We start from the raw sequence: 22,029 nt of genomic DNA on the forward strand, positions 1-22,029 counted from the left end.
ATGTATAGATCCATTTTTGCATTCTTTGCATATATGATGCTTTTCCGACACTTATAAAAAATCCCGCCAACAAAACGTTGAGCGAGATTTCTTTTAAAATATCCATTTTTTTCGCGACAGATAGTTCCACACGGTTACGACGGCACTGGCTATAATCTTTGCCGGCACGGGCTCTATGGAAAGTCCCGATGTAAATATCCACATGAGAAGTAAATTCCACAATAGCCCGATAATACTGACAACAAAAACGAGGGTCAGCTCTTTCTTTCGCTCATAACGACGACCGCTTTCAAAAACAAAGATGTTCCCCAAGATATAGTGATATACAGTAGCCAACGAAAATGCGGTAGCTGTTGAAACGGAAATTCTCAAAGCTGAATTATCGAAAAAGGATGTATAAAACCCGTCAAAGAAGTAAAACATAAGCCATTCTGCTATAGCTGCCGATCCGCCTATGCATAAATAAAAAAAGATTTTTGCATACTCGTTTGTGCTGTAATCTTTTCCGAAAATAACTTTCTTACTCATTATTTCTTCCCTTTGCCGTATCTTTTTTTCCATGCCTTTATTTCTTCAAACCGTGCCTTGAAACGTCCCTCCAATCCATGCTCCGTCGGGCGATAATACGTGCGCCCCCGCAACGAGTCGGGTAAACATTCCATGGCTGTCAATCCTTCAGGATGATTATGTGCATAGTCGTATCCTTTGCCATATTCCAAGTCCTTCATCAACTTAGTCGGTGCATTTCTAATCTGTAACGGAACCGGTTCGGCAATTTGTTCCAACGCATCCTTACGCGCCGATAAATAGGCCGTCTCCATGGCATTCGACTTGGGTGCTAACGATAAGTAGACAACGGCTTCCGTAAGATGAACCGAACATTCAGGCATGCCGATAAAATGGCATGCCTGATATGCTGCTACGGCTATTTCCATAGCCCTCGGATCGGCCAGTCCCACATCTTCAGCTGCAAATCGAACAACACGTCTGGCCACATAAAGAGGATCTTCGCCGGCCTCCAACATTCGGGCCAACCAGTATACGGATGCATCGGCATCGGAGTTTCGCATTGATTTATGTAGGGCCGAAATAAGATTGTAATGTTCTTCTCCCTTTTTATCATATAAAAGAGATTTTTTCGATATACACTGTTCGAGAGAATCTTTCGTAACTACCAAGGCATCGCCTTCAATTTCACCGTTTAAAACAGCCATTTCCAAGGTAGACAAGGCACTACGTCCGTCTCCGTTAGCAAAAAGAGCAATCGCCCCCAATAAATCATCGTCTATACGAATCTCTCGGGTACCGAAACCTTCGGGTTCTGCCAACGCCCGTTTTAATAACTCTTTAATATCATCTGCCGTTAAAGCATGTAAAACGAAAACCTTACAGCGGGATAATAAAGCCCCGTTAATCTCAAAGGACGGATTTTCTGTCGTAGCTCCGATGAGGACAATGCTTCCTTTTTCCACAAAGGGTAAAAATGCATCTTGTTGTGCTTTATTGAAGCGGTGTATTTCATCTACAAAAAGAATTGTCTTTTCACCGTAGCGTGTATTTTCGTCAGCCTTCTGCATAATTTGGCGAATTTCTTTAATGCCGCCCGTCACAGCCGAAAAATCTACAAAAGCAGCCTTCGTATGTCCGGCAATTACGCGAGCCAACGTCGTTTTGCCGACACCCGGAGGCCCCCAAAAAATCATAGACGGTACCGTATCATTTTCAATGAAACGGCGCAAAATACGCCCCTCTCCCAAAAGATGGCCTTGGCCTATAATATCATCAATTGTCTTCGGCCGTATGCGTGCCGCTAAGGGCTGATTGGCCGTGTCGGTGTTAAAAAGAGACGTTTCTTCCATGGCGACTCCTTTGCCGAAAAATTCTATGCTTCCTGTCCCGTCAATTCGGTATACTCTTTATGAATGTCGTCTTCACACGAACGCATGGCGAGAATCGTTTTTTCCATTAAATCCGTCAACTCCCAGCCGAGTAACTCGGCTCCTTGCGTAATGATATCACGAGAGCAACCGGCGGCAAAACGTTTATCCTTAAACTTCTTCTTCAAACTTTTTACTTCCATATCTTTAGTGCTCTTTGATGGCCTCATAATGGCTGCCGCCCCCATCAGGCCGGTCAACTCATCAGCCGCAAAGAGAACCTTTTCCATCTGTACTTCCGGCTTTATATCTACACAAATACCGAAGCCGTGACTGCAGACGGAACGTATAAATTCCGGCGTTGCCCCGATTTCAGACAACAATTCAGGAGCCTTCTTGCAATGCTCTTGTGGATATTGTTCAAAATCCACGTCATGAAGCAACCCCACTAATCCCCAATAATCAGCTTCATCGCCATATCCTAATTCATTAGCATACCATTTCATAACGCCTTCTACCGTAAGTGCATGCAAAATATGGAAGGGTTCATGATTATATTTTTGTAACAAAGCCAAGGCATCTTTTCTATCCATTATTCTCTCCCTAAAAATCAAACAGTGTTTCCAAACGATTCATGCGAATATCCTCAAGAGCTTCTATAAACGGCTTATAATGCACCGGGTTTTCCTTAAAATAAAAAAGACAAGGTTTTCCGTCATCCCCGGTAATTGCCGGGACAAAACCGTCACTGACGTTACCTACACAAGATGCAAACTCCGCTTCCACGGTATCGGACGTACGCACGGCCGCCACAGACGATACTGTCATAAATAAACGAAGATAATCCGTAATTTGCACCGGCTTTTTACGCACTCGTCGAAGTCCGGATAGGCGGGCTTTCAAATTTTCTTCAACCGCCCCGATATATACATAATACCCTGCCTTAAAATCATGCTTTTTGCCCGCCTTAACAAACTCACAGCGGTCTTCTTCTAAACAATAAATGACGGCATAAGTTCCTCGATCTCTGTTTTCCCGCTCCAAAACAGCCTGCGGATACATAAGTTCACACCCGGGTGTAGGTTCGGAAAAATCGTCATTCCATTCAACCGTAAAAGCCTTCCAGTCAAGTTTATCCGCACAGGTTTCAAATGTTTCGGCAAAATCGGGATCTGTATGATAATCGGGCAAAAACCAGCGAGCCCGATTCCATTGAACCAAAAACAGAATACCTGCACGAATCCCTTTATCTCGCAAAGATGATAAATGGAGAAGGTGCCTCCTCCCCCGTTCCGTGACGGCGTCGGGAAACATAGCTCCGTTTTTACTGAATAAGGTACAAGACTTCACTTCTAAAAAGAAAAGGTCGTCTCCTCTATGTAATAAAAGGTCGAACCGACTGCCTTCTATGGCAACTTCTCGCCGCAAAACATCCCAGTCCTCCCAACCCGGTATCCGTTTCTCCCGAATTAAAGCCTCAGCCACGTCATTATTATATTGAGTATCCAGTAAAACAGGAATTCCATCCCTCTCAATACCGATAACATCATAAGGTGTCTTTCGCCCCGGCGTTAAAACCTTACGAACCCACACCGTCGTCCCGACATACAAAAGTTCCCATAGTCTGCCGGGATTCGGTAAATGACAAGTCACCGTTTCATCATCTATTTCGACATGAACAATAAACCGATTGGGTCGATCTATAAACCGGCCTTTAAATAGTTTTTCGTGTCTAATCATAATAATAAATACTACGTTTCGTCAGGCCAAGTCCCCGTAAAGGATACTGCGGCCGGCCCCGTCATATATACATTGCCGTCTTCTTCCCTATATTCAATGTGCAAAGTTCCCAAGGGAAGTTGAATATCTACTTCTCTTCCCGTACGCCCGTTTAAAAAGGATGCGACGGCAACAGAACAGGAGCCGGTCCCGCATGCCAGCGTAGCACCTGCACCGCGTTCCCACGTACGAACCTTGACAGTCCGGTCATCCATTTGTTGTGCAAAGTTAATATTTGTATGCTTCGGAAACGCCTCGTGCTTTTCAAATAAAGGCCCGATTTTTTCAATATCGACAGTATCCACATCGTCCACATACGTTACTGTATGCGGCACACCCATGAGAAGAGACGTGACTTTCCAATTTTCGCCGTCTACACACAAGTCTTCATTCAAGACTCGACCATCGGCTCCCTCCATGGGAATTTCACTTCTATTAAACGAAGGTCTCCCCATGTTGATGGTAATCAGTTTCGCCTTGTTATCTGCCCCGACTGTAATTTCCGGTTCCATAATTCCTGCCGGCGTCTCTACGGTAAACTGTTTTTTTTCAATAATGCCGCTGTCATACACATACTTGGCAAAGCAACGAATGCCGTTTCCGCACATTTCCGCTTCGCTGCCGTCAGAATTGATGATACGCATACGCACATCCGCAACGCGGCTGTCTACAATGACAATAAGCCCGTCCGCACCGATTCCTGTATGTCGATTACACATGGCACGAGCCAGCGCGGTATAATCCTTGTCTTGACCCGTCTTATCTTCAATAAAGACAAAATCATTGCCCAGTCCGTGCATTTTTACAAAATCCATATGTTCCCCCGAAAGTGTTCTTACTTCTTATTCCGATTATAGTTAATGAGACAGCCGGCTCGAATAATTTCTCGTTCTTCCGACGTCAAGTCTGCGATATAAAGAGTTACTTCCTCTATACTGTTCTTTCGTACTAAATAAGCCTTGATGTTATTCATATCCCCTTCTAAGATCTTACGGATATGCGGTACATATACGTAGTCACCAACAGCAAATTCCGTCTCTTTCCGTACCTGAAAGGGTAACATCCCCCAATTGATAACATTGGATCTATATCGTTTCGTTGCATATTCCTTACAAATATTGGCTAACCCGCCCAAAACGCGCTGACAACTGGCAGCCTGCTCGCGAGCCGATCCGTCTCCGGGTTTAGTGCAGTAAATAACGCTACCTATCTCCGTTTTATTTCGCTCTACATTTCCCAAATGCTTTTCCAATAAACTATAGACAGCTGCAACTTCCGCATCCATTTCACCGTTAAGTCGTAACTCTTCCTTTTGCTTAACTTCCTTGGCTCGTCCGACGTAGTCGGGATCTCTTCTGGACAAGGTAAATTCGGCCAATCCCAAAGGATTTGACCGATAGGAAGACGTTTCCCCCGACGGAATCAATTCATCCGTAGTCGTAACGGGGTCTGTAATGACAGAACACATTTTCAACAACACGTCTTCAGCCAAAGCTTCCTGTTCCGGCCAATCCTTAATATTCGGTCCGTAAACCAGCTTTTCTTCCCCTTTGCCACGGTTAAATCCGTAATATACACGACTTGCGTACGGTCCGTCGTCATACGTATACGGGCGTTCCTTATAATTGTCAAAGTATCCGTCAGCCGACGTAAGAAGTCCGCCATTTACGGCCGTTGCCGCAATAGAACGAGCATCCATCAGTGCAACCGCCGAAAATTGACCGTCACCGGGTTTGCTTCCCTCACGATTGGGGAAGTTACGTGTCGTATGACGAATACTGAACGCATTATTAGCCGGCGTATCTCCGGCACCGAAACAAGGACCGCAAAAAGCCGTCTTCCATACGGCACCGATAGCCGTTAAATCTGCAACCGTTCCATTCCTTAAAAGGTCAAGTCCGACAGGCTGTGACGACGGGTAGACGTCAAGAGTAAACACGTCGTTCGACAAACTGTGATGTTTAAGCACATGAGCCGCCGCCTCTATATTCGTATAGTTACCTCCTGCACAACCGGCAATAACACCTTGTTGAACACGCAGTCGATTTCCTTCCAATTTATCCGTCAAAGAAAATTCAATGGACTTATTAGCCAACCGCTCTTTGATAATCTCTTCCGTTTCTCTTAAAATATCCGGGCCGTTTGCAATAACATCATCAATTGTAAAGGCTCTGCTAGGATGCATAGGCATAGCAATCATGGGCTTGATTTTCGATAAATCTACATAAATCATACCGTCATAATATGCAACAGCCGAAGGATTCAGTTCCTTATATGCATCTTTACGGCCGTGCATAGTCAAATAAGCCTTCGTATCCTCATCGGTTCTCCATACGGACGAAAGACAGGTTGTTTCCGTTGTCATGACATCAACACTGTTTCTGTAATCCGTATTCATAGATGCCACTCCGGGACCTATAAATTCCATGACCTTATTTTTAACATAACCATTCTTAAATACGGCTCCGACCAAGGCAATGGCAATGTCATGAGGCCCTACGGCCGGATTGGGCTTTCCGTCCAAATACACACCGACAATATCGGGATAGGCGATATCATAGGTATCTTCCAATAATTGTTTTACCAGCTCACCGCCACCTTCACCCATAGCCATAGTTCCAAGAGCTCCGTAACGAGTATGACTGTCTGAACCTAAAATCATGCTGCCGCAGGCAGCCATTTTTTCACGCATATATTGATGAATAACGGCTAAATGAGGCGGCACGAAAATACCGCCGTATTTTTTAGCTGCCGACAGACCGAAAACGTGATCATCTTCATTAATCGTACCACCGACAGCACACAAAGAATTGTGACAGTTAGTCAACACATAAGGTAAAGGAAACCGCTCCATTCCCGAAGCGCGTGCCGTTTGAATAATACCTACATACGTAATATCATGGGAAGCCATAGCGTCAAAGCGAATTTTTAAATGTTCTTGCGAATTCGCCGTATTATGGTTCATCAAAATAGAGTAGGCAATGGTTCCCTTTCGTCCTTCTTCAGGTGTTACACAACAGCCGCAAGCTGCTTTCAATTCATTTTCATTACTGGCTTCTACAATTTGCATACCGTTAATTAAGTACGCTCCGTTTTTATACAGTTTAATCACAGCGTCCTCCTCCGTTATTCCTAAATTAATTCCTTATTTCGAAAATTATGTAATCGAATTTCATATTGTAAAATAATAAACTCATATAGCTTATATTATATCATATTTATTCTACTACAAACATCCGACAATCCATTCGCTACCATTTAATTTTATTTTACAGAGCGTGTTTTTATGCTATAATTACAAGTGTATTATTCGTAGTTCGTAACGTTTCTTCTTGTTTGGATATTTATAAAATCAAAGGAATATTTACCAATACCCAGCCCCTAGGAAAGGAGCCTACGGCATGACTCAAAATATTCAATTAGCCCAATTCTACGGAAAGTCTCAAAACTATACTCAAATTCCCAGAGAACTTTACAGTCAATACGGTGTTAAGCGAGGTCTTCGTAATGAAGACCATACCGGGGTTCTTGTCGGATTGACTCGTATTGCCGATGTTGTCGGATACAAACGCGACACGGATGGTAATAAGGTTAATAGCGACGGTATCTTGTATTACAGAGGCATAAACATTAACGATATTGTAAATAAGGATACTTATAGCGGTTATTTGTACGAAGAAGCCTGTTTTCTACTTCTTTTCGGCTATTTACCGAATAGGGCTGAACTGAGGGAGTTCTGTAAGACCTTATCCGACTCTTACCAACTTCCCGATGATTTTCTGGAAATGAATCTGCTCCGTATGCCCGGAAAAAATTTGATGAACAAACTCCAACATGCTTTGTTAACCTTATATAACTACGATCCCGATCCGGATAATACGGACGTGTATCAAATGCTGGGTAAGGGGCTGGACATTATGGCTAAGTTACCCTCTATTGCTTGCTATGCCTATATGTCCAAAGTCCATTATTACGACCGACACAGCTTGATTATACACTATCCGCGCAAAGATTACTCGACAGCTCAAAATATTTTGTCACTTTTACGATCCGATGGGGTCTTTTCGGATGCGGAAGCTAAACTTTTAGATATTCTGCTCTTCCTTCACGCCGATCACGGTGGCGGTACAAACTCGACTTTTACCAATGTCGTCGTCGCTTCGACGGATACGGATATTTATTCCACTATGGCCAGTTCCATCGGGGCCTTAAAGGGCCCCCGTCACGGCGGCGCCAATATTCGTGCCTCTAAGATGATGCATGCTGTTATAGATAAAATAGGCCTGGATGCATCCAATGAAAAGATGGAAGAAACGGTACGGGAAATTTTAAACAAGACCTTTCCTCAAACAGACGGATTAGTATACGGTTTCGGACATGCCGTTTATACTCTCTCAGACCCGCGTGCGGAAATTATGCGTAAGTACTGTGGTGAAATCGCTAAAAAGAAGGGCTTGGAAAAGCAGTTCGACTTTTATCGCCGCTTTGAAAATGTAGCTAAAAAAATAATCAGTGCCGAAAAGGGTATGGATATTTGCAGTAATGTTGACTACTACAGCGGATTCTGTTATCAATTACTCGGTATTCCGCAGGACTTGTATACACCCTTATTTGTCGTCAGCCGTCTCGTCGGTTGGTTAGCCCATAATTTAGAAAACAAATTATACGACGGACGAATTATGCGTCCTGCTACAAAATTTGTCGGTTCTCTAGAGCCTTACATTGCCAGAAAGGACAGATAAAATGAAAACAATCACTGTATTCAAAGGTGACGGTATCGGCCCGGAAATTACGGATGCCGTTCTTTCCGTATTGAAAGCTGCTCATGCACCTTTAGAATACGATATTTATAATGTAGGTGAGGCAGAGTATGAAAAAAACGGAGCTCTCATACCTGATGCCGGTTTCGACTCATTTGAACGCACGAAGGTGCTCCTTAAATCACCGATTACAACGCCTATCGGTAAGGGTTTCCGTTCTCTCAACGTGACCTTGCGCAATAAGTACAACTTATATGCTAACATCCGACCGGCTAAGTCGAATACGGCGGTACATACACCTTTTTCCAACGTAGATATCATTACCTTCAGAGAAAATACGGAAGATTTATATGTAGGTGTGGAAGAACAAATCGATGAAAACACGGTTCATGCTATAAAAATCATTACCCGTACTGCAAGTGAACGAATCATTCGAGATGCTTTTGAATATGCTCGTCAGCACGGTAGACATAAAGTAACCTGCGTGCATAAAGCCAATATCTTAAAGCTTAGTGACGGTCTCTTCCTTTCCGTATTTAATCGTATTGCCGAAGAATACAGCGATATTGAGAGTGACGATAAGATTGTTGATAATGTCTGCATGCAGTTGGTTATGCGTCCTGAAACCTTCGATATTATAGTAACACCCAACTTATACGGTGATATTATTTCCGATTTGACAAGCGGCCTTATTGGCGGCCTCGGTCTTTTACCGTCCATGAATGTCGGTACGGATTATGCCATGTTCGAAGCGGTTCACGGCAGTGCTCCCGACATCGCGGGCAAGCATATTGCCAATCCTACGGCACTCTTATGGTCGGCTTGTATGATGCTCGAATACTTGAAAGAAGATACGGTCGCCGCAAAGATTAGACAAGCCGTAGACAAGGTTCTGCAAGACGGGCATATTCTGACTCCCGACTTAGGAGGTACGGCGAAAACGGAAGAATACACCCAAGCAATCATCGACAACTTATAATAAAAAGCTCTCCGAAAGGAGAGCTTTTTATACAGTGCCCGATTATTGTATAATAAAGCCATAACGACTTATTAAAGGAGACAGTCCATGAATATATCCGTCTTAGGCTGCGGCCGATGGGGAAGCTTTCACGCTTGGTATGCAAACAGTATCGGTCACAAGGTCACCCTTTGGGGACGTACAGGATCTACGAATTTGGACCGGCTCGTACAAACCGGCCGAAACGACTATCTGACACTGTCTTCCGATATACTTTTAACCGATAACTTGCAACAGGCCGTACAAACGGCCGATATATGCATTGTATCTATCAATGCTCAACAATTTCGTTCTTTAGCTAAACGTTTAAAAAAAGAAACGGATCTCTCCGAAAAGCCTCTGGTATTATGTATGAAAGGGCTTGAAATCGGTACCGGTAAACGACTTTCGGAAGTGGCATCCGAAGAGCTGGGAAGTCATGCCCCCGTTGCCGTTTGGGTGGGGCCCGGGCATGTACAAGATTTTGTTCGTCATATGCCTAATTGTATGGTCATTTCTTCGACTCGCCAGAAGCTCACGGAAAACCTGGTACAGACCCTTACAGGGCCCTTAATTCGATTTTATTACGGCAGAGATCTTCTCGGTACGGAAATAGGGGCGGCGGCAAAAAATGTAATGGGTATTGCTGCCGGTATGTTAGACGGCCTCAACTATACAAGTCTTAAAGGGGCTCTTATGGCTCGAGGCACTCACGAGTTGTCCCGACTTATTGCCGCTATGGGCGGACAAGCCATGACAGTTTACGGTCTTTCCCATTTGGGTGACTATGAAGCAACTCTTTTTTCTCCATACAGCAATAACAGACGTTTCGGAGAAGAATGGATTAAAGGAAAGCAAACATCCTATCTTGCCGAAGGTTACTATACATCCGAAGCGTTAATGAATCTTTCGGAACAATATAAAGTAGAACTTCCCATAAGCCGGACTGTTTATGAAATTACACATAAGGGAATCGATCCTAAAGCCGGTTTGGAAAGCCTCTTTTTACGTTCCTTAAAAGATGAATAAACCGATAATTCTATTAAAAACAGCACTGAAGATTTACTTCAGTGCCGTTTTTTTATGTATTTTCTTCATTCTCTTCTTCAGGAGTATGCGTAACTAATATTTTATCGACTCGTAAGTTATCCATATCAACAACTTCAAAACGGTAGTTTTTCCACTCATATACATCCGTTTCTCTCGGAATTCTGCCTACTCCGTAGACAACCAATCCACCCAAAGTTTTATAAAGATCTTCCTCTTCACCGGGAAGATCCTCATCAATTTTGAAAAAGTCTTTAAACTCCTCAATAGGAATCAATCCGTCAATCAACCACTCATTGACAGCCCGTTGAACGATTTTATTAGCTTCTTCCGCCTTTTCTTCTTCACCGACAGGCATAATACCTACAAGTTTTTCCAAAATATCATGAACTGATAAGATACCGCTTAAATTACCGTATTCATCCAAAACGGCTGCTTCATGGATTCCTTTTTCCTGAAACAGGTGAACTACCTTCATGATATCCATCGATTCAGGAATATATTCGGGACTACGACTTGTGTGCTCTAAAATAGAACGGATGGATACATTTTTCTTTAACAGAACGGCCCGATAGTATTGATTAAATACTTTATTTAAGGAAACAATGCCTACAAACTCATCTATGGAACCGCGGCATACGGGCACATTTATATGGTGAAAAGAGAGGAGATCGTTCATGATCTGTCCCTCTTCATCTTCCAAATCAATCCAATCCATCTGTGTCCGGTTTGTCATAATATCGCCTGCATCCATATCGGATAAGCGAAAAACACGTTCGACAAGCTTAGGTTCTTCTTTGTCAAAGGCTCCCGATTCAGCCCCTTGTTCCAACAGCAAACGTATTTCATCGGCCGTAACGGGTAATACTTCCGGATTATCGGCACCGATAATTTTTGTAACAAAGGATGTAGATGCCGATAGGATCCAAACTAAGGGGGTACATATCTTAGAAAAACACAGCATAGGTCTTGCTAAAAGACAGGCTATTTTTTCAGGACTGTCAATAGCAATACGCTTAGGTACCAATTCACCGAGAATCAAAGTTAAATACGTAATAACAACGACAATGGTTACCATACTGATTGTATAAGCATAGGGCTCCAATCCGGGTACCATCTTTACATATTGAGACAGGGGTCCGGCCATTTCCGTCCCGCCGTAAACACCTGTCAATAAACTTACAAGCGTCATACCGAACTGAACGGTCGAAAACATCTTATTCGGGTTTTCTCTTAATTTTAAAACAATTTTCGCCGATTTATTGCCTTCTTCGGCCATGGATTCCAATCTTGACTGATGGCTGCTGACAATAGACATTTCCAGCATAGAAAAGATACCGTTACCGACAGTCAGTAATAAAATTACCAAAAACTGTTTATATAAGGAAATTTCCAAAAAGAATCACTCTCTCCCATCTTACCAATCACCGAATCCGATACCGATACCACTACGAGAATGTCCACCTATCCCGATGCCTATGCCAATACCGATTCGCCCGTTTCCTGTACCGGTATAAGCCCGAGACGAAACAGTAACTGTCTTTTCAAACTGTCGTTCTTCCTTACCGATTCGTATGGTTAATAATGCTTTTGTTCTTCCTTCGGAAACAGCTTTAACGGCGTTCTTTTCTCCTATTTTTGCAATAGCTGTATTAATTGTTTCACCCGTAAGCGTATAGGGAATAAAGGCCGGCAAATTTACATAAAAGGTTCCCGTATCATTCACACCCAATACAGCAGGATACAAATCAATTCTCGTACGTTTCAATAAACTTTGAACATTACCGTATATAAGAACGGCCTTTTCTCCCGTATGCAAGATCCAAACATTGCTTTTATCCCTTGCTACGGCATACTCACGAATAAGTTCAGAACTTTGTTTATCATATTCTGTTATACGATAAAAATATCCGTTCATCATATCTTTATCGACAAGAAAATATGTGTGTTTTCTTTCTTTTACATCGATAGATGAAATAAAGGCCGTCAAGTCTTCAAACTTTCTTCCTTTTGTAAGATAGTATGAATCATTTTTTTCTTTTACGGTAGCAGTAACCGGTATCACTGCTGTATCCGTTACCGATTCCGTAGCTCCGACACTCATCAAAGAAAAAACAAATATAAGTGTTGCAAGGACCGTAATTTTTTTATTCATCATAAAATCTCCACTCAATCTATCGAGACAACTTACTTCTTATGCTTTCCAAACGATTGAGGGCCGCATAAAGGGTCTCATTATTGACGGCAAAATGAAGACGTACGTATTTTTGTACATCTTCAGCAAAAAAGGTAGACCCGGGAACAGATCCGACACCTACTTTACGAACTAAATCTTCACAGAACTCCGTATCTTTTTCATAACCGAATTCAGAAATATCGACGAGTAAATAAAAAGCTCCTTGAGGAATATTGTGTTTTAACCCCAGGTCATCAAGCCCCTTCATCAAAATATCTCTCTTTTCCGTATACGTTTTTACGAGGCCGTCATAATAATCACCGCCAAAACGAAGTCCCGTAACCGCCGCCTCTTGTAAAGGGCTGGGAGCGCTGATAGTAAAGAAAGTATGGACCTTCTTTATTTCATCAATAACAGCTTCAGGTCCGAGAATATAACCTACTCGCCAACCTGTAATAGAATAAGTCTTGGACAGAGAGCCTACGCAAATCGTACGATCATGCATATGCGGTAATTCAGAAAAATACGTATATGTATAGGGTTTATAAATAATTTGTGAATATACTTCATCTACAATCACAAAGGTATCATATTTTTCGGCATAAGCGGCTATAATGCCCAATTCTTCCCGCGTAAAAACCTTGCCGCACGGATTTGACGGATCACACAAAAGAACAGCCTTCGGACGTTCTTTAAAAGCTTTTTCCATTTCATCTTCATTAAAAGTAAAATCATCGCCACGAAGAGAAACAAAAATAGGCTCTCCTCCCGCCAATTTTACGTCAACGCTGTAAGCATCATAGTAAGGAGAGAAGATAATAACCTTATCACCCTTATCAACAACTGTCATAATCGTTGATATAAGAGCTTCCGTACCACCGCAAGTAGCAATCAACTCTTTTTTTGTATCAGGTTTGCGTCCCGTACATTTAAAACGAAATTCCGCCAAAGCATGCCTGAAGTTTTCCGAACCGGCATCCAAACTATATTGATGGGGTCCTTCATCGGCAATCTGTTTCAAAGAGTCAAGAATAGGTCGAGGCGGAGGAAAGTCGGGAAAGCCTGCAGATAAGTTAACAGCACCGTATTGTTCCGATAAGACGGACATTTTTGCAATAGGTGAATCTGTAAAAAGGTTAGTACGTTCTGATAATGCAGGCATAATGCCCTCCTTATAAATCCAAATTTCTTACTTTCTTAGCATTGTCTTGAATAAATTTACGACGCGGTTCAACTTTATCACCCATTAAAACGGAAAAAATGCGATCCGCTTCAACAGCGTCTTCCAATTCAACTTTTAACATAGTCCTAAATTGGGGATCCATCGTTGTTTCCCACAACTGTTCAGGATTCATTTCACCCAAACCTTTATATCGCTGTACGACAGCATTTTCATTTCCTACTTCAGCCAATTTATTTGTCAACTCGTCATCTGTATACAAATACCATACAGAACGCCCCTTTCGTACTTGGTACAACGGGGGCTGAGCAATATATACATGCCCTTCCGTAATCAAAGGCTTCATAAAACGATAGAAGAAGGTTAATAAAAGAGTTCTGATATGAGCCCCGTCAACATCCGCATCGGTCATAATAATAATTTTATCGTAGCGACGTTTAGTAATATCAAACTCTTCACCAATACCCGTTCCGAAAGCCGTAATCATAGCACGAATTTCTTCATTGGCAAGAATCTTGTCAAGACGAGCCTTTTCTACATTAATAATTTTTCCGCGCAAGGGTAAAATAGCCTGGAACTTTCTATCACGGCCCTGCTTGGCCGACCCGCCTGCTGAATCACCTTCGACGAGATAAATTTCTGTCATATCCGGATTTTTTTCCGAACAATCGGCCAATTTACCGGGTAGGCTACTGATTTCCAAAGCATTTTTTCTGCGTGTTAACTCTCTCGCCTTACGTGCTGCCTGACGGGCCCTTGCAGCATTTATATTCTTAGTTACAATACTTTTTGCTTCTGCCGGATGTTCTTCGAAAAATTCCTTCAATCCGTCGGAAATAATATTATCTACAATACCTTTTACTTCACTATTACCGAGTTTAGTCTTAGTTTGCCCTTCAAACTGAGGCTCCCTTACTTTAACACTGATAATAGCCGTTAATCCTTCACGCACATCTTCACCGGAAAGGTTATCTTCATTTTCTTTAATAATCCCGGAAGAACGACCGTAATCATTAATAGTTCTCGTAAGACCTGAACGGAAGCCACTCAGATGAGTACCTCCTTCTTCAGTAAAAATATTATTAACAAAAGTCAGTATATTTTCACTGTATCCGTCATTATACTGCAACGCTATATCAACGACTACATCACTCTTGATCCCTTCCAAACTGATAACTGTCTGATTTACGGGCGTACGGTTTTCATTTAAAAATTGAACAAAAGAGGTTAAACCGCCTTCATAATAATAAATTTCCTTTTTATCCGTTCTTTTGTCTGCAAGAGTAATAGTCAGTCCCTTATTTAAAAAGGCAAGTTCTCTCAGTCTGATTTTAAGTGTTTCAAAATCATAAACCGTATCAGGGAATATTTCACTATCAGGTTTAAACCATACTTTTGTTCCCCGTTCTTCTCCCTCTTCCAAAGGCCGAACTTTCTCCAATGAGTTTACTGTCAAACCGCGAGCAAAAGAAATTTTCCACAAGAATCCGTCACGTTTAACTTCGATTTCCGTCTGTTCGGAAAGAGCATTTACTACGGAAATACCCACACCGTGTAAACCGCCGGAAATAGGATATCCGTCACCGCCGAATTTACCTCCTGCATGTAAAACCGTCAAAACTACTTCAACAGCCGGTTTTCCGATTTTATGCATAGCTACGGGAATACCGCGGCCATTATCAACAACGGTAATACTGTTATCCTCTTCAATTGTAACTTCAATATGTGTACAATAGCCGGCTAAGGCTTCATCAATACTGTTATCTACTACTTCATAAACCAGATGATGAAGCCCCTTTAAAGATGTACTGCCGATATACATACCCGGTCTTTTACGGACTGCTTCCAATCCCTCAAGCACCTGTATTTGATCAGCTCCGTAAGAAACTTTCTTTTGTTCAGACATAAAAACGTGTGCCTCCTGTTTAATAATCACTCTATTATACAATATTCCTCAAAACTTACCAATCAAGGAGTTTTTAAGTCTAATTAAATTCTTTTAAGCATTATTCCTATACTTATTAACTAAATTGATGATAAATCTATCTGTTAACTCATGGGGCTTTTTTCTTGTAATAAAAATGGATAAAAATAAGTCATCCTCTTTTGTATCCGCATTATGATAAACTTTTTCTATTAACCTGTAAATACAATTCCGACGAACTTCATCATACTGTTTCTCCTGAAAGCTTTCTCTTTGATACAAGGATTGAACGTCCTCCCAAGTTAGCCAAGGCATTTCATTCAAAATTGCCGTTAATTTTACTTTTTTTTCTTGATTCTTTTCAGATAGACAATGTTCACAATCCTTATTTTTTTGTATCCACCTACCGCAACCCGAACAAGGTATATATCCTTCAGCTTCATAGGCTTTGCTTCTTCGTTTTGCCGCTACTTGCAAACGAAATATTTTTTCTTTTAATCCTTCCTGACACTTATCGGAAACTTGTTTTATTGTATTTACCGTTTCTTCTGCCAAAACAATTTCTGCCGGTTTTATCTTCAAAACAAATTCATGATCATCTGCAAGGTTTATCATTCTTTTTTCAGGAAATTTTGAAGCACTTACAAATTTTATATCACTTACATACTTTTCACCCAGGAAATCATTAATTTTTTCTTCAATATTATTCTTATACATGAATAACTGATTCATCCATGCAGAATTGAATACCCCTATTGTAATGACTCCTTCTCGTATATCTTTTATATAAGAATACTTTCCTATTCGATTGCCCATTAAAGAGGACCACTTTTTTTTCAATTCATAATGGCGATAAGGTTTCAATAAGTTATTATGTTCCAACACTTCTTGTATCAAATCACCGGCTTTTTCAGTTGTTCCTCTTCTCATGTTCGTCATATCGAACCTTTCCTTTTTCTACATAAAGAAACGAATATTCCTTTTCCTTACGAAAAAAAGAATCATCCGTTGTCGTAATAAAAGTTTGAACCTTTCCTTGCACAAAAGAAAGCAAAGCATTTCTTCGTTCTTCATCTAATTCACTCATAACATCATCAAGCAATAAAATCGGATATTCTCCGTTCTCTTTTTTTATAAATTCCAACTCCGCCATTTTCAATGCTAAAACAGCAGTCCGTTGTTGTCCTTGAGACCCGAATTTTTTCAATTCCCCCAAATCATTTTCCACAACGAAATCATCTCTATGAGGACCTATAGACGTAGACTGACGATAAATATCTTTTTCCCTATTTTTCCGTAATAATTCATAATAAACGTCTTCCGTATCCTCTACCGTCGAACCCTTATATGGCTGAATGTATGTCAATTTTACTATCTCTTTTTCACTCGTTAAGTTCCTGTATATTTCCTTTACGACAACAGATATCTTCTCTAAAGATTCTTTTCTTTTATTAACTATATAGGCTGCCAGACGTGCTAACTGGAGATCCCATTCATGAAGAGATATATCTTTTTCATATTTCATCCGCTTTAAAAGTATATTTCTTTGAGATACAGCCTTATTATACTGTAATAGCATCTTATAATAGGACGGATTGGTTTGAGATATTTCCATATCCAGAAAACGTCGTCTTAATGCCGGATTTCCTTTTATTAGTTGTAAATCCTCAGGTGAAAACATAACTTCTTGAAGTATACCGAAAAGTTCTCTCGTTCTTACCTTCGTATCATTTACGGACACGCGCTTTTTTTCATGAAGAGAAAAAACAATTTTAATATTTTGTTCTGTTTTATTCCTTATAAAATCGATAATAACGCTTCCGTTTGTAGCGGATTTTCTCAACAAATCCACATCTGTAACACCTCTATACGATTTACCTATACATCCGGTATATAAGGCTTCCAACAAATTAGTTTTTCCTTGACCGTTATTACCATATAAAACAATAACGGTCGCAGGAAAAGATATATCCGCTTCTTCATAGTTTCTTATATTAAGTAAGCGAATTCTCGATATATTCATTACTTACTGTTCTCCGACAACTCTAAACTGCCCTACATTTTCTACCTTCACTATATCATTAGGATAAAGTTTCTTTCTTTTTACAGTACAACTTTCACCGTTTACAAAAATCATTTTATTGGCAATAAGCATACTCGTTTGACCGCCACTTTCCGTAATATCGGCCCACTTTAAGAACTGATCCAATTGTATCGTTTCTGTCTGAATCTTTATTTCTTTCATGTTGCTCCTATCTTGCACGCATAGGCGTAACAACAAATACGCAATTTCCCGTATCCTTATCTTGTATCAACATAGGACTGTTTTCACGGCATTTAAGAAAAATTTCATCCTTACTGCAATGTTTTAATACATCAAGAATAAAACGTCCATTAAAAGATATGGACAAAGGATTTCCGCCGGACATGATACATTCAACCGAATCTTCTACAACACCGTGATCCGGGTCCTGACTATTCATGTGAATCTGATTATCCGCCATATCAAAGTTAATAACATTATATTGAGCATCTTTGGCGACAATTGAAATTCTTTCAACGGCAGCTGTAAAGTCACTGCGTCTTATAGTAATAATATTGCTGAATTCCGTCGGAATAACTCGTTTGTAATCAGGGAAGGTTCCCTCTATAAGACGTGTACGGATATATACATTACCGAATTGAATAGCCAAATAATTTCTTACAGCCGTAATCTTTACGACAACGGGAACATCTGTCGGTAACTGTCGGGCTACTTCAGATAATAATCTACCGGGAATAATAGCTTGAATATCTCCTGTTGACGGTTGATCCAATGTAACTGATTTTAAAGCCAAACGATGGGTATCCGTTGCAACCATAGATAAAGATTTTCCGGAAACATCTAAAAAAGTACCTGTAAACACGGGGCGGGATGTATCTGTTGCGCATGCATAAGAAGTATTGTCGATTAAATCTTTAAGGATAACACTGTCTGTTGTGAAGGAAGCATATCCCTGTTCAACAACTTCGACTTCATTAAAGTCCTCAGTATTCATAGTCATATATCTATATTTAAGCTTACCGCCCTCAATAGACATTTGTGAATCCGAATCACTTTTGGTCAGTATAATTTCTTCAGATGCTATACGTCTTGTTAATTCTGACAAATGAGGATCCCATAAAAATACTTCACCGGATTCTTCAATGATACCGGGAATGGTTGTTTTGATTCCCATATCATAGTCGTTGGCCTGAATTTCAATATTATCATTTATAGCTTTGATTAGAAGACCGTTTTCACTGGATAAGTTATTACTTTTATTGGATGCTACTTTTTGCACCGACTGTAAGGCACGTGTAAAGTCTTCTTTTTGAATTTTCAGTTTCATGGTATTCTCCTTTTTATATGAATATGAACTTAATTGGAGCTTATTAAATAGTAATAATAGTAATAGGGGGTGTGGATTTGTAAAAAAGTCTTTTAAAAGTGTAAGTTATCTTGTTTACCCGTGTTTATAAAAAGTGGATAAGTAAAATCGGATTATTCACAATTTTACAGGAAAATTACTTATTCACTTTTATAGAAAGGATATATACAACATATAAACCTATTTATCCACAAGGATAATTGAATTTTTTATTTGTTCAACAGCTTTTCGCAGAGACTCGTCTTTTTTGATCTCTTTAGAAATTTTATTAACCGCATATATGACTGTTGTATGGTCTCTGTCATTAAAAGCGACACCGATATGAGGATATGTGTGCTCTGTTAATTCACGGCATAAATACATGGCTATTTGACGAGGAAAAGCTATTTTTTTGAGTTTAGTTTTACTCATTAAGTCTTCATATTTTATTTTATAATATGAGCATACATGTTTAGTTATTTCATCAATAGTAATATATTTTTTTTCCTGTTTTGTTTTGACCAGCTCTTGAAGAGCCCTTTGTGTTACTTCCAGTGTAATGGGAGAGTTTTCGACAGATGCCTGCATTTGAGCTCGAATAAAGGCTCCTTCAAGTTCGCGAATGTTTTCGCTCACATTGGAAGCTATATAGTCGATGGCTTCTTTATCAATAGGTAGATGTTCGATTTTGGCCCGATTTCTTAAAATCGCTGTTCTCGTTTCCAAATCGGGAGGATCAATATTTACAACAGTTCCGCCTTGAAAACGGGATCGAAGCCTATCTTCCAGTTTTTTTATATTCTGTGGAGGTCGATCGCTTGTAAAAACCATTTGTTTATGGTCTTTGTAGAGTTTATTGAAGGTGTGGAAAAACTCTTCTTGTGTATGTTCTTTACTTTCTAAAAACTGAATATCATCGACGAGAAGGACATCTATATTTCTGTATCGTTGACGAAAACTTTCAGGGTTTTTATCCTGGATGGATTGAATGAGTTCATTGGCAAAATCTTCACTTGTAATACAGCGTAGTCGTAAATGAGGATAATGTTTTAATATATAATGACCGATAGCGTGCATCAAATGTGTTTTGCCCAGACCGCTGTCACCGTATATAAAAAAGGGAGAATATTTTGTCATAGGCGATTCGGCTATGGACATAGCCGCTGCATGAGCCAATCGATTACTGTTGCCTACAACAAAAGTATCAAAGGTATAAGCGTCGTTTAAAGTGGAGGCCCCTGTTTGTAAAATATCATCCTTTTCGTCAGAAAAAGGTCCGGATTGTTTTATATCCGGAGTATAAGTAGGTTCTGAACCTGTCTGTACCTGTTCCGTATGGGGGGGAACCGATTCCGTTGTTTCATGAGTTTTTAAACTTTCAATAGTATATACGTTGTTGGCATATATATCTTGAGACTCTTCTTTTTTTTGAGTATTTGACTGTCCCATATCGGAAAGATCTCCGGCACTGTGAATAAGACGAACTTTAATCTCTTGATCGGCCACGGATGAAGCCGTCGTTTCCAATAGGTGTGTATATTTTTTTGTAATGTAAGAACAGATAAAATTAGTAGTTGTATCGAGGGTAAACGTATTGTTTTCAAGAGAATAAGGTATTAAGGATGTTTCTATCCACGTGTTGTAAATTTGCGGTGGCAATGATTGTTTTAACTTTTCCAACATGCGAATCCAAAGTTCCGTAATATCAATAGTTTCCATAAGAGACCTCTCTTTAAAATGCATGTGTATATACGAGTAATTGTTGTGATATAATGTGTATAACTGTGTAGATAAAACTCTTTTTCTTACGATAAATATCGAAAAGAGAAAGAAAAAAGAAAGTTATCAACAATTGTTGATAATATGTTGATAACTTTCTTTTTATATATGTCATCTATCCACATTTTACACCAAAAAAGGTATGAATGGAATAGACCGACCTATTTACTTATAAATCTTATATATCCTCTTCATTGACAGTATATGGCCTATTGAGTATAATTACACTGTTATGGTGTAAGCTCAAAGTATTATGTGTAAAAGGAGGTGCTTCACTTGAAACAGACATTTCAACCGAATAACTTGTGGAAGAAAAGAACGCACGGCTTCCGTGAAAGAATGAAAACTAAAGGCGGTCGTATGGTTTTAAAAAAACGCCGCATGAAAGGTAGAAAGAAACTTTCTGCTTAATAACAATTACGAGATGAACAGAAAAATTCCTTGAGGGATTTTTCTGTTCATCTGCCATTATCAGGATAATCGTTATGTATGAGTTGAAAAAAAAAGACCGCTTATGCAAAAATCGAGAATATCAGCTCGTATATCGTCACGGTAAGTCATATGTGGCCAGATCCGTCGTTTTATATATTATGAAACGATCGCCGCAACAACCGATTCGATCGGGATTTGTGACGGGAAAAAAAGTAGGTTGTGCCGTCGAGCGCAATTACTGCAGGCGTTTAATGAAGGAAGTATATCGCCTACATCGGTCTGAACTGATAAGCGGATATGACTTGGTACTAATCGGCAGAAGCCGTATGAAGTACGGTACTTACGCAGATGCGGAAAAGACGATTATGAAGCTTTTTAAACAGGCCGGTCTTTTGAAAAAGGCTTAGTTATGAAATATATACTTATATTTTTTGTGAAAGTATATAGAATATGTGTATCTCCGTTGGGGTTACCTTGTTGTCGATTTTACCCTACTTGTTCTGCTTATGCCATTGAAGCCTTACAAAAATACGGTGCAGTAAAAGGGTCGGTTCTCGCTGTTAAGAGAATTTTAAAATGCCATCCTTTGCATAAGGGCGGTTATGACCCGTTGCCGTAACGGGACGGATGAAATTAAGGCCTGTCCCCGGATTTTTTTATACTTGATAGGAGTTGAGATTTTTGGGCTT

At 40.3% G+C, this 22,029-nt stretch carries 21 protein-coding genes; 6 read left to right on the top strand and 15 right to left on the bottom strand.

All coding sequences use genetic code 11. The annotated features are described in order from the left end of the window. Nucleotides 1-93 precede the first annotated feature (93 nt). The 6 genes from HMPREF9429_RS00420 to HMPREF9429_RS00445 are packed head-to-tail and all read right to left on the bottom strand — an operon-like array spanning nucleotide 94 to nucleotide 6,768. Nucleotides 94-528, bottom strand: coding sequence for a GtrA family protein (locus HMPREF9429_RS00420; RefSeq protein ID WP_040773053.1), 435 nt, complete (start codon nucleotides 526-528; stop codon nucleotides 94-96). Next, nucleotides 528-1,859, bottom strand: a complete 1,332-nt coding sequence (locus HMPREF9429_RS00425) for a replication-associated recombination protein A (protein WP_006940790.1) — start codon at nucleotides 1,857-1,859, stop codon at nucleotides 528-530. The genes HMPREF9429_RS00420 and HMPREF9429_RS00425 overlap by 1 nt, the downstream gene beginning before the upstream one ends. A gap of 23 nt (nucleotides 1,860-1,882) precedes the next feature. Then, the gene (locus tag HMPREF9429_RS00430; protein ID WP_006940791.1) at nucleotides 1,883-2,470 is read right to left on the bottom strand and encodes a hypothetical protein; all 588 of its coding nucleotides are present in this window, start codon (nucleotides 2,468-2,470) and stop codon (nucleotides 1,883-1,885) included. A gap of 10 nt (nucleotides 2,471-2,480) precedes the next feature. Continuing rightward, complete coding sequence (sfsA, locus tag HMPREF9429_RS00435; RefSeq protein ID WP_006940792.1) at nucleotides 2,481-3,617, bottom strand: DNA/RNA nuclease SfsA; 1,137 nt, start codon at nucleotides 3,615-3,617, stop codon at nucleotides 2,481-2,483. An 11-nt stretch (nucleotides 3,618-3,628) separates the two neighbouring features. Further along, nucleotides 3,629-4,471, bottom strand: coding sequence for a diaminopimelate epimerase (gene dapF / locus HMPREF9429_RS00440; RefSeq protein WP_006940793.1), 843 nt, complete (start codon nucleotides 4,469-4,471; stop codon nucleotides 3,629-3,631). A 20-nt stretch (nucleotides 4,472-4,491) separates the two neighbouring features. Continuing rightward, nucleotides 4,492-6,768: a hydratase gene (locus HMPREF9429_RS00445; protein ID WP_006940794.1), complete on the bottom strand. Its 2,277-nt coding sequence runs from the start codon at nucleotides 6,766-6,768 to the stop codon at nucleotides 4,492-4,494. Between the two features lie 289 nt (nucleotides 6,769-7,057). Between HMPREF9429_RS00445 and HMPREF9429_RS00450 the strand changes: the two genes are divergently transcribed. The 3 genes from HMPREF9429_RS00450 to HMPREF9429_RS00460 all read left to right on the top strand — a co-directional run bounded on the left by HMPREF9429_RS00450 (nucleotide 7,058) and on the right by HMPREF9429_RS00460 (nucleotide 10,442). Continuing rightward, entirely contained in the window at nucleotides 7,058-8,398 is a 1,341-nt protein-coding gene (locus HMPREF9429_RS00450; protein ID WP_006940795.1) for a citrate synthase, read from the top strand. 1 nt (nucleotide 8,399) lies between these two features. Continuing rightward, the gene (locus tag HMPREF9429_RS00455) at nucleotides 8,400-9,395 is read left to right on the top strand and encodes an isocitrate/isopropylmalate dehydrogenase family protein (RefSeq protein WP_006940796.1); all 996 of its coding nucleotides are present in this window, start codon (nucleotides 8,400-8,402) and stop codon (nucleotides 9,393-9,395) included. A gap of 87 nt (nucleotides 9,396-9,482) precedes the next feature. Further along, nucleotides 9,483-10,442 carry an NAD(P)H-dependent glycerol-3-phosphate dehydrogenase gene (locus HMPREF9429_RS00460; protein ID WP_006940799.1) on the top strand — a complete coding sequence of 320 codons (960 nt, stop codon included), beginning with the start codon at nucleotides 9,483-9,485 and terminating at the stop codon, nucleotides 10,440-10,442. Nucleotides 10,443-10,494: 52 nt separating this feature from the next. On the opposite strand, the gene HMPREF9429_RS00465 is transcribed toward HMPREF9429_RS00460, so the two are convergent. The 9 genes from HMPREF9429_RS00465 to dnaA form a co-directional block, all read right to left on the bottom strand. Next, nucleotides 10,495-11,856, bottom strand: coding sequence for a hemolysin family protein (locus tag HMPREF9429_RS00465; RefSeq protein ID WP_040773056.1), 1,362 nt, complete (start codon nucleotides 11,854-11,856; stop codon nucleotides 10,495-10,497). A gap of 21 nt (nucleotides 11,857-11,877) precedes the next feature. Beyond that, complete coding sequence (locus HMPREF9429_RS00470; protein ID WP_006940803.1) at nucleotides 11,878-12,618, bottom strand: hypothetical protein; 741 nt, start codon at nucleotides 12,616-12,618, stop codon at nucleotides 11,878-11,880. 16 nt (nucleotides 12,619-12,634) lie between these two features. After that, the gene (locus HMPREF9429_RS00475) at nucleotides 12,635-13,798 is read right to left on the bottom strand and encodes a pyridoxal phosphate-dependent aminotransferase (protein ID WP_006940805.1); all 1,164 of its coding nucleotides are present in this window, start codon (nucleotides 13,796-13,798) and stop codon (nucleotides 12,635-12,637) included. A 10-nt stretch (nucleotides 13,799-13,808) separates the two neighbouring features. Further along, entirely contained in the window at nucleotides 13,809-15,722 is a 1,914-nt protein-coding gene (gene gyrB, locus HMPREF9429_RS00480; protein WP_040773060.1) for a DNA topoisomerase (ATP-hydrolyzing) subunit B, read from the bottom strand. A 93-nt stretch (nucleotides 15,723-15,815) separates the two neighbouring features. Next, nucleotides 15,816-16,679 (bottom strand): DUF721 domain-containing protein, encoded by an 864-nt coding sequence (locus HMPREF9429_RS00485; RefSeq protein WP_156780680.1) that lies wholly within the window; start codon nucleotides 16,677-16,679, stop codon nucleotides 15,816-15,818. Next, nucleotides 16,651-17,763 (bottom strand): DNA replication/repair protein RecF, encoded by a 1,113-nt coding sequence (recF, locus tag HMPREF9429_RS00490; RefSeq protein ID WP_006940810.1) that lies wholly within the window; start codon nucleotides 17,761-17,763, stop codon nucleotides 16,651-16,653. Before recF ends, HMPREF9429_RS00485 begins: the two co-directional genes overlap by 29 nt. Before the next feature lie 3 nt (nucleotides 17,764-17,766). Further along, complete coding sequence (locus HMPREF9429_RS00495) at nucleotides 17,767-17,985, bottom strand: RNA-binding S4 domain-containing protein (RefSeq protein ID WP_006940811.1); 219 nt, start codon at nucleotides 17,983-17,985, stop codon at nucleotides 17,767-17,769. Nucleotides 17,986-17,992: 7 nt separating this feature from the next. Beyond that, on the bottom strand, nucleotides 17,993-19,111 hold the full coding sequence (dnaN, locus tag HMPREF9429_RS00500) for a DNA polymerase III subunit beta (protein WP_006940812.1): 1,119 nt from the start codon (nucleotides 19,109-19,111) through the stop codon (nucleotides 17,993-17,995). Between the two features lie 219 nt (nucleotides 19,112-19,330). After that, nucleotides 19,331-20,848, bottom strand: coding sequence for a chromosomal replication initiator protein DnaA (gene dnaA / locus HMPREF9429_RS00505; RefSeq protein ID WP_156780681.1), 1,518 nt, complete (start codon nucleotides 20,846-20,848; stop codon nucleotides 19,331-19,333). A gap of 336 nt (nucleotides 20,849-21,184) precedes the next feature. Here dnaA and rpmH point away from each other — a divergent pair, with 336 nt between their 5' ends. The 3 genes from rpmH to yidD all read left to right on the top strand — a co-directional run bounded on the left by rpmH (nucleotide 21,185) and on the right by yidD (nucleotide 21,959). Then, complete coding sequence (gene rpmH / locus HMPREF9429_RS00510) at nucleotides 21,185-21,319, top strand: 50S ribosomal protein L34 (protein ID WP_006940814.1); 135 nt, start codon at nucleotides 21,185-21,187, stop codon at nucleotides 21,317-21,319. Nucleotides 21,320-21,393: 74 nt separating this feature from the next. Next, on the top strand, nucleotides 21,394-21,747 hold the full coding sequence (rnpA, locus tag HMPREF9429_RS00515; RefSeq protein ID WP_006940815.1) for a ribonuclease P protein component: 354 nt from the start codon (nucleotides 21,394-21,396) through the stop codon (nucleotides 21,745-21,747). A gap of 2 nt (nucleotides 21,748-21,749) precedes the next feature. Then, nucleotides 21,750-21,959, top strand: coding sequence for a membrane protein insertion efficiency factor YidD (gene yidD, locus HMPREF9429_RS00520; RefSeq protein WP_040773063.1), 210 nt, complete (start codon nucleotides 21,750-21,752; stop codon nucleotides 21,957-21,959). Nucleotides 21,960-22,029: the final 70 nt, after the last annotated feature.

Source organism: Megasphaera micronuciformis F0359, from assembly GCF_000165735.1.
Lineage (GTDB): Bacteria > Bacillota > Negativicutes > Veillonellales > Megasphaeraceae > Megasphaera > Megasphaera micronuciformis.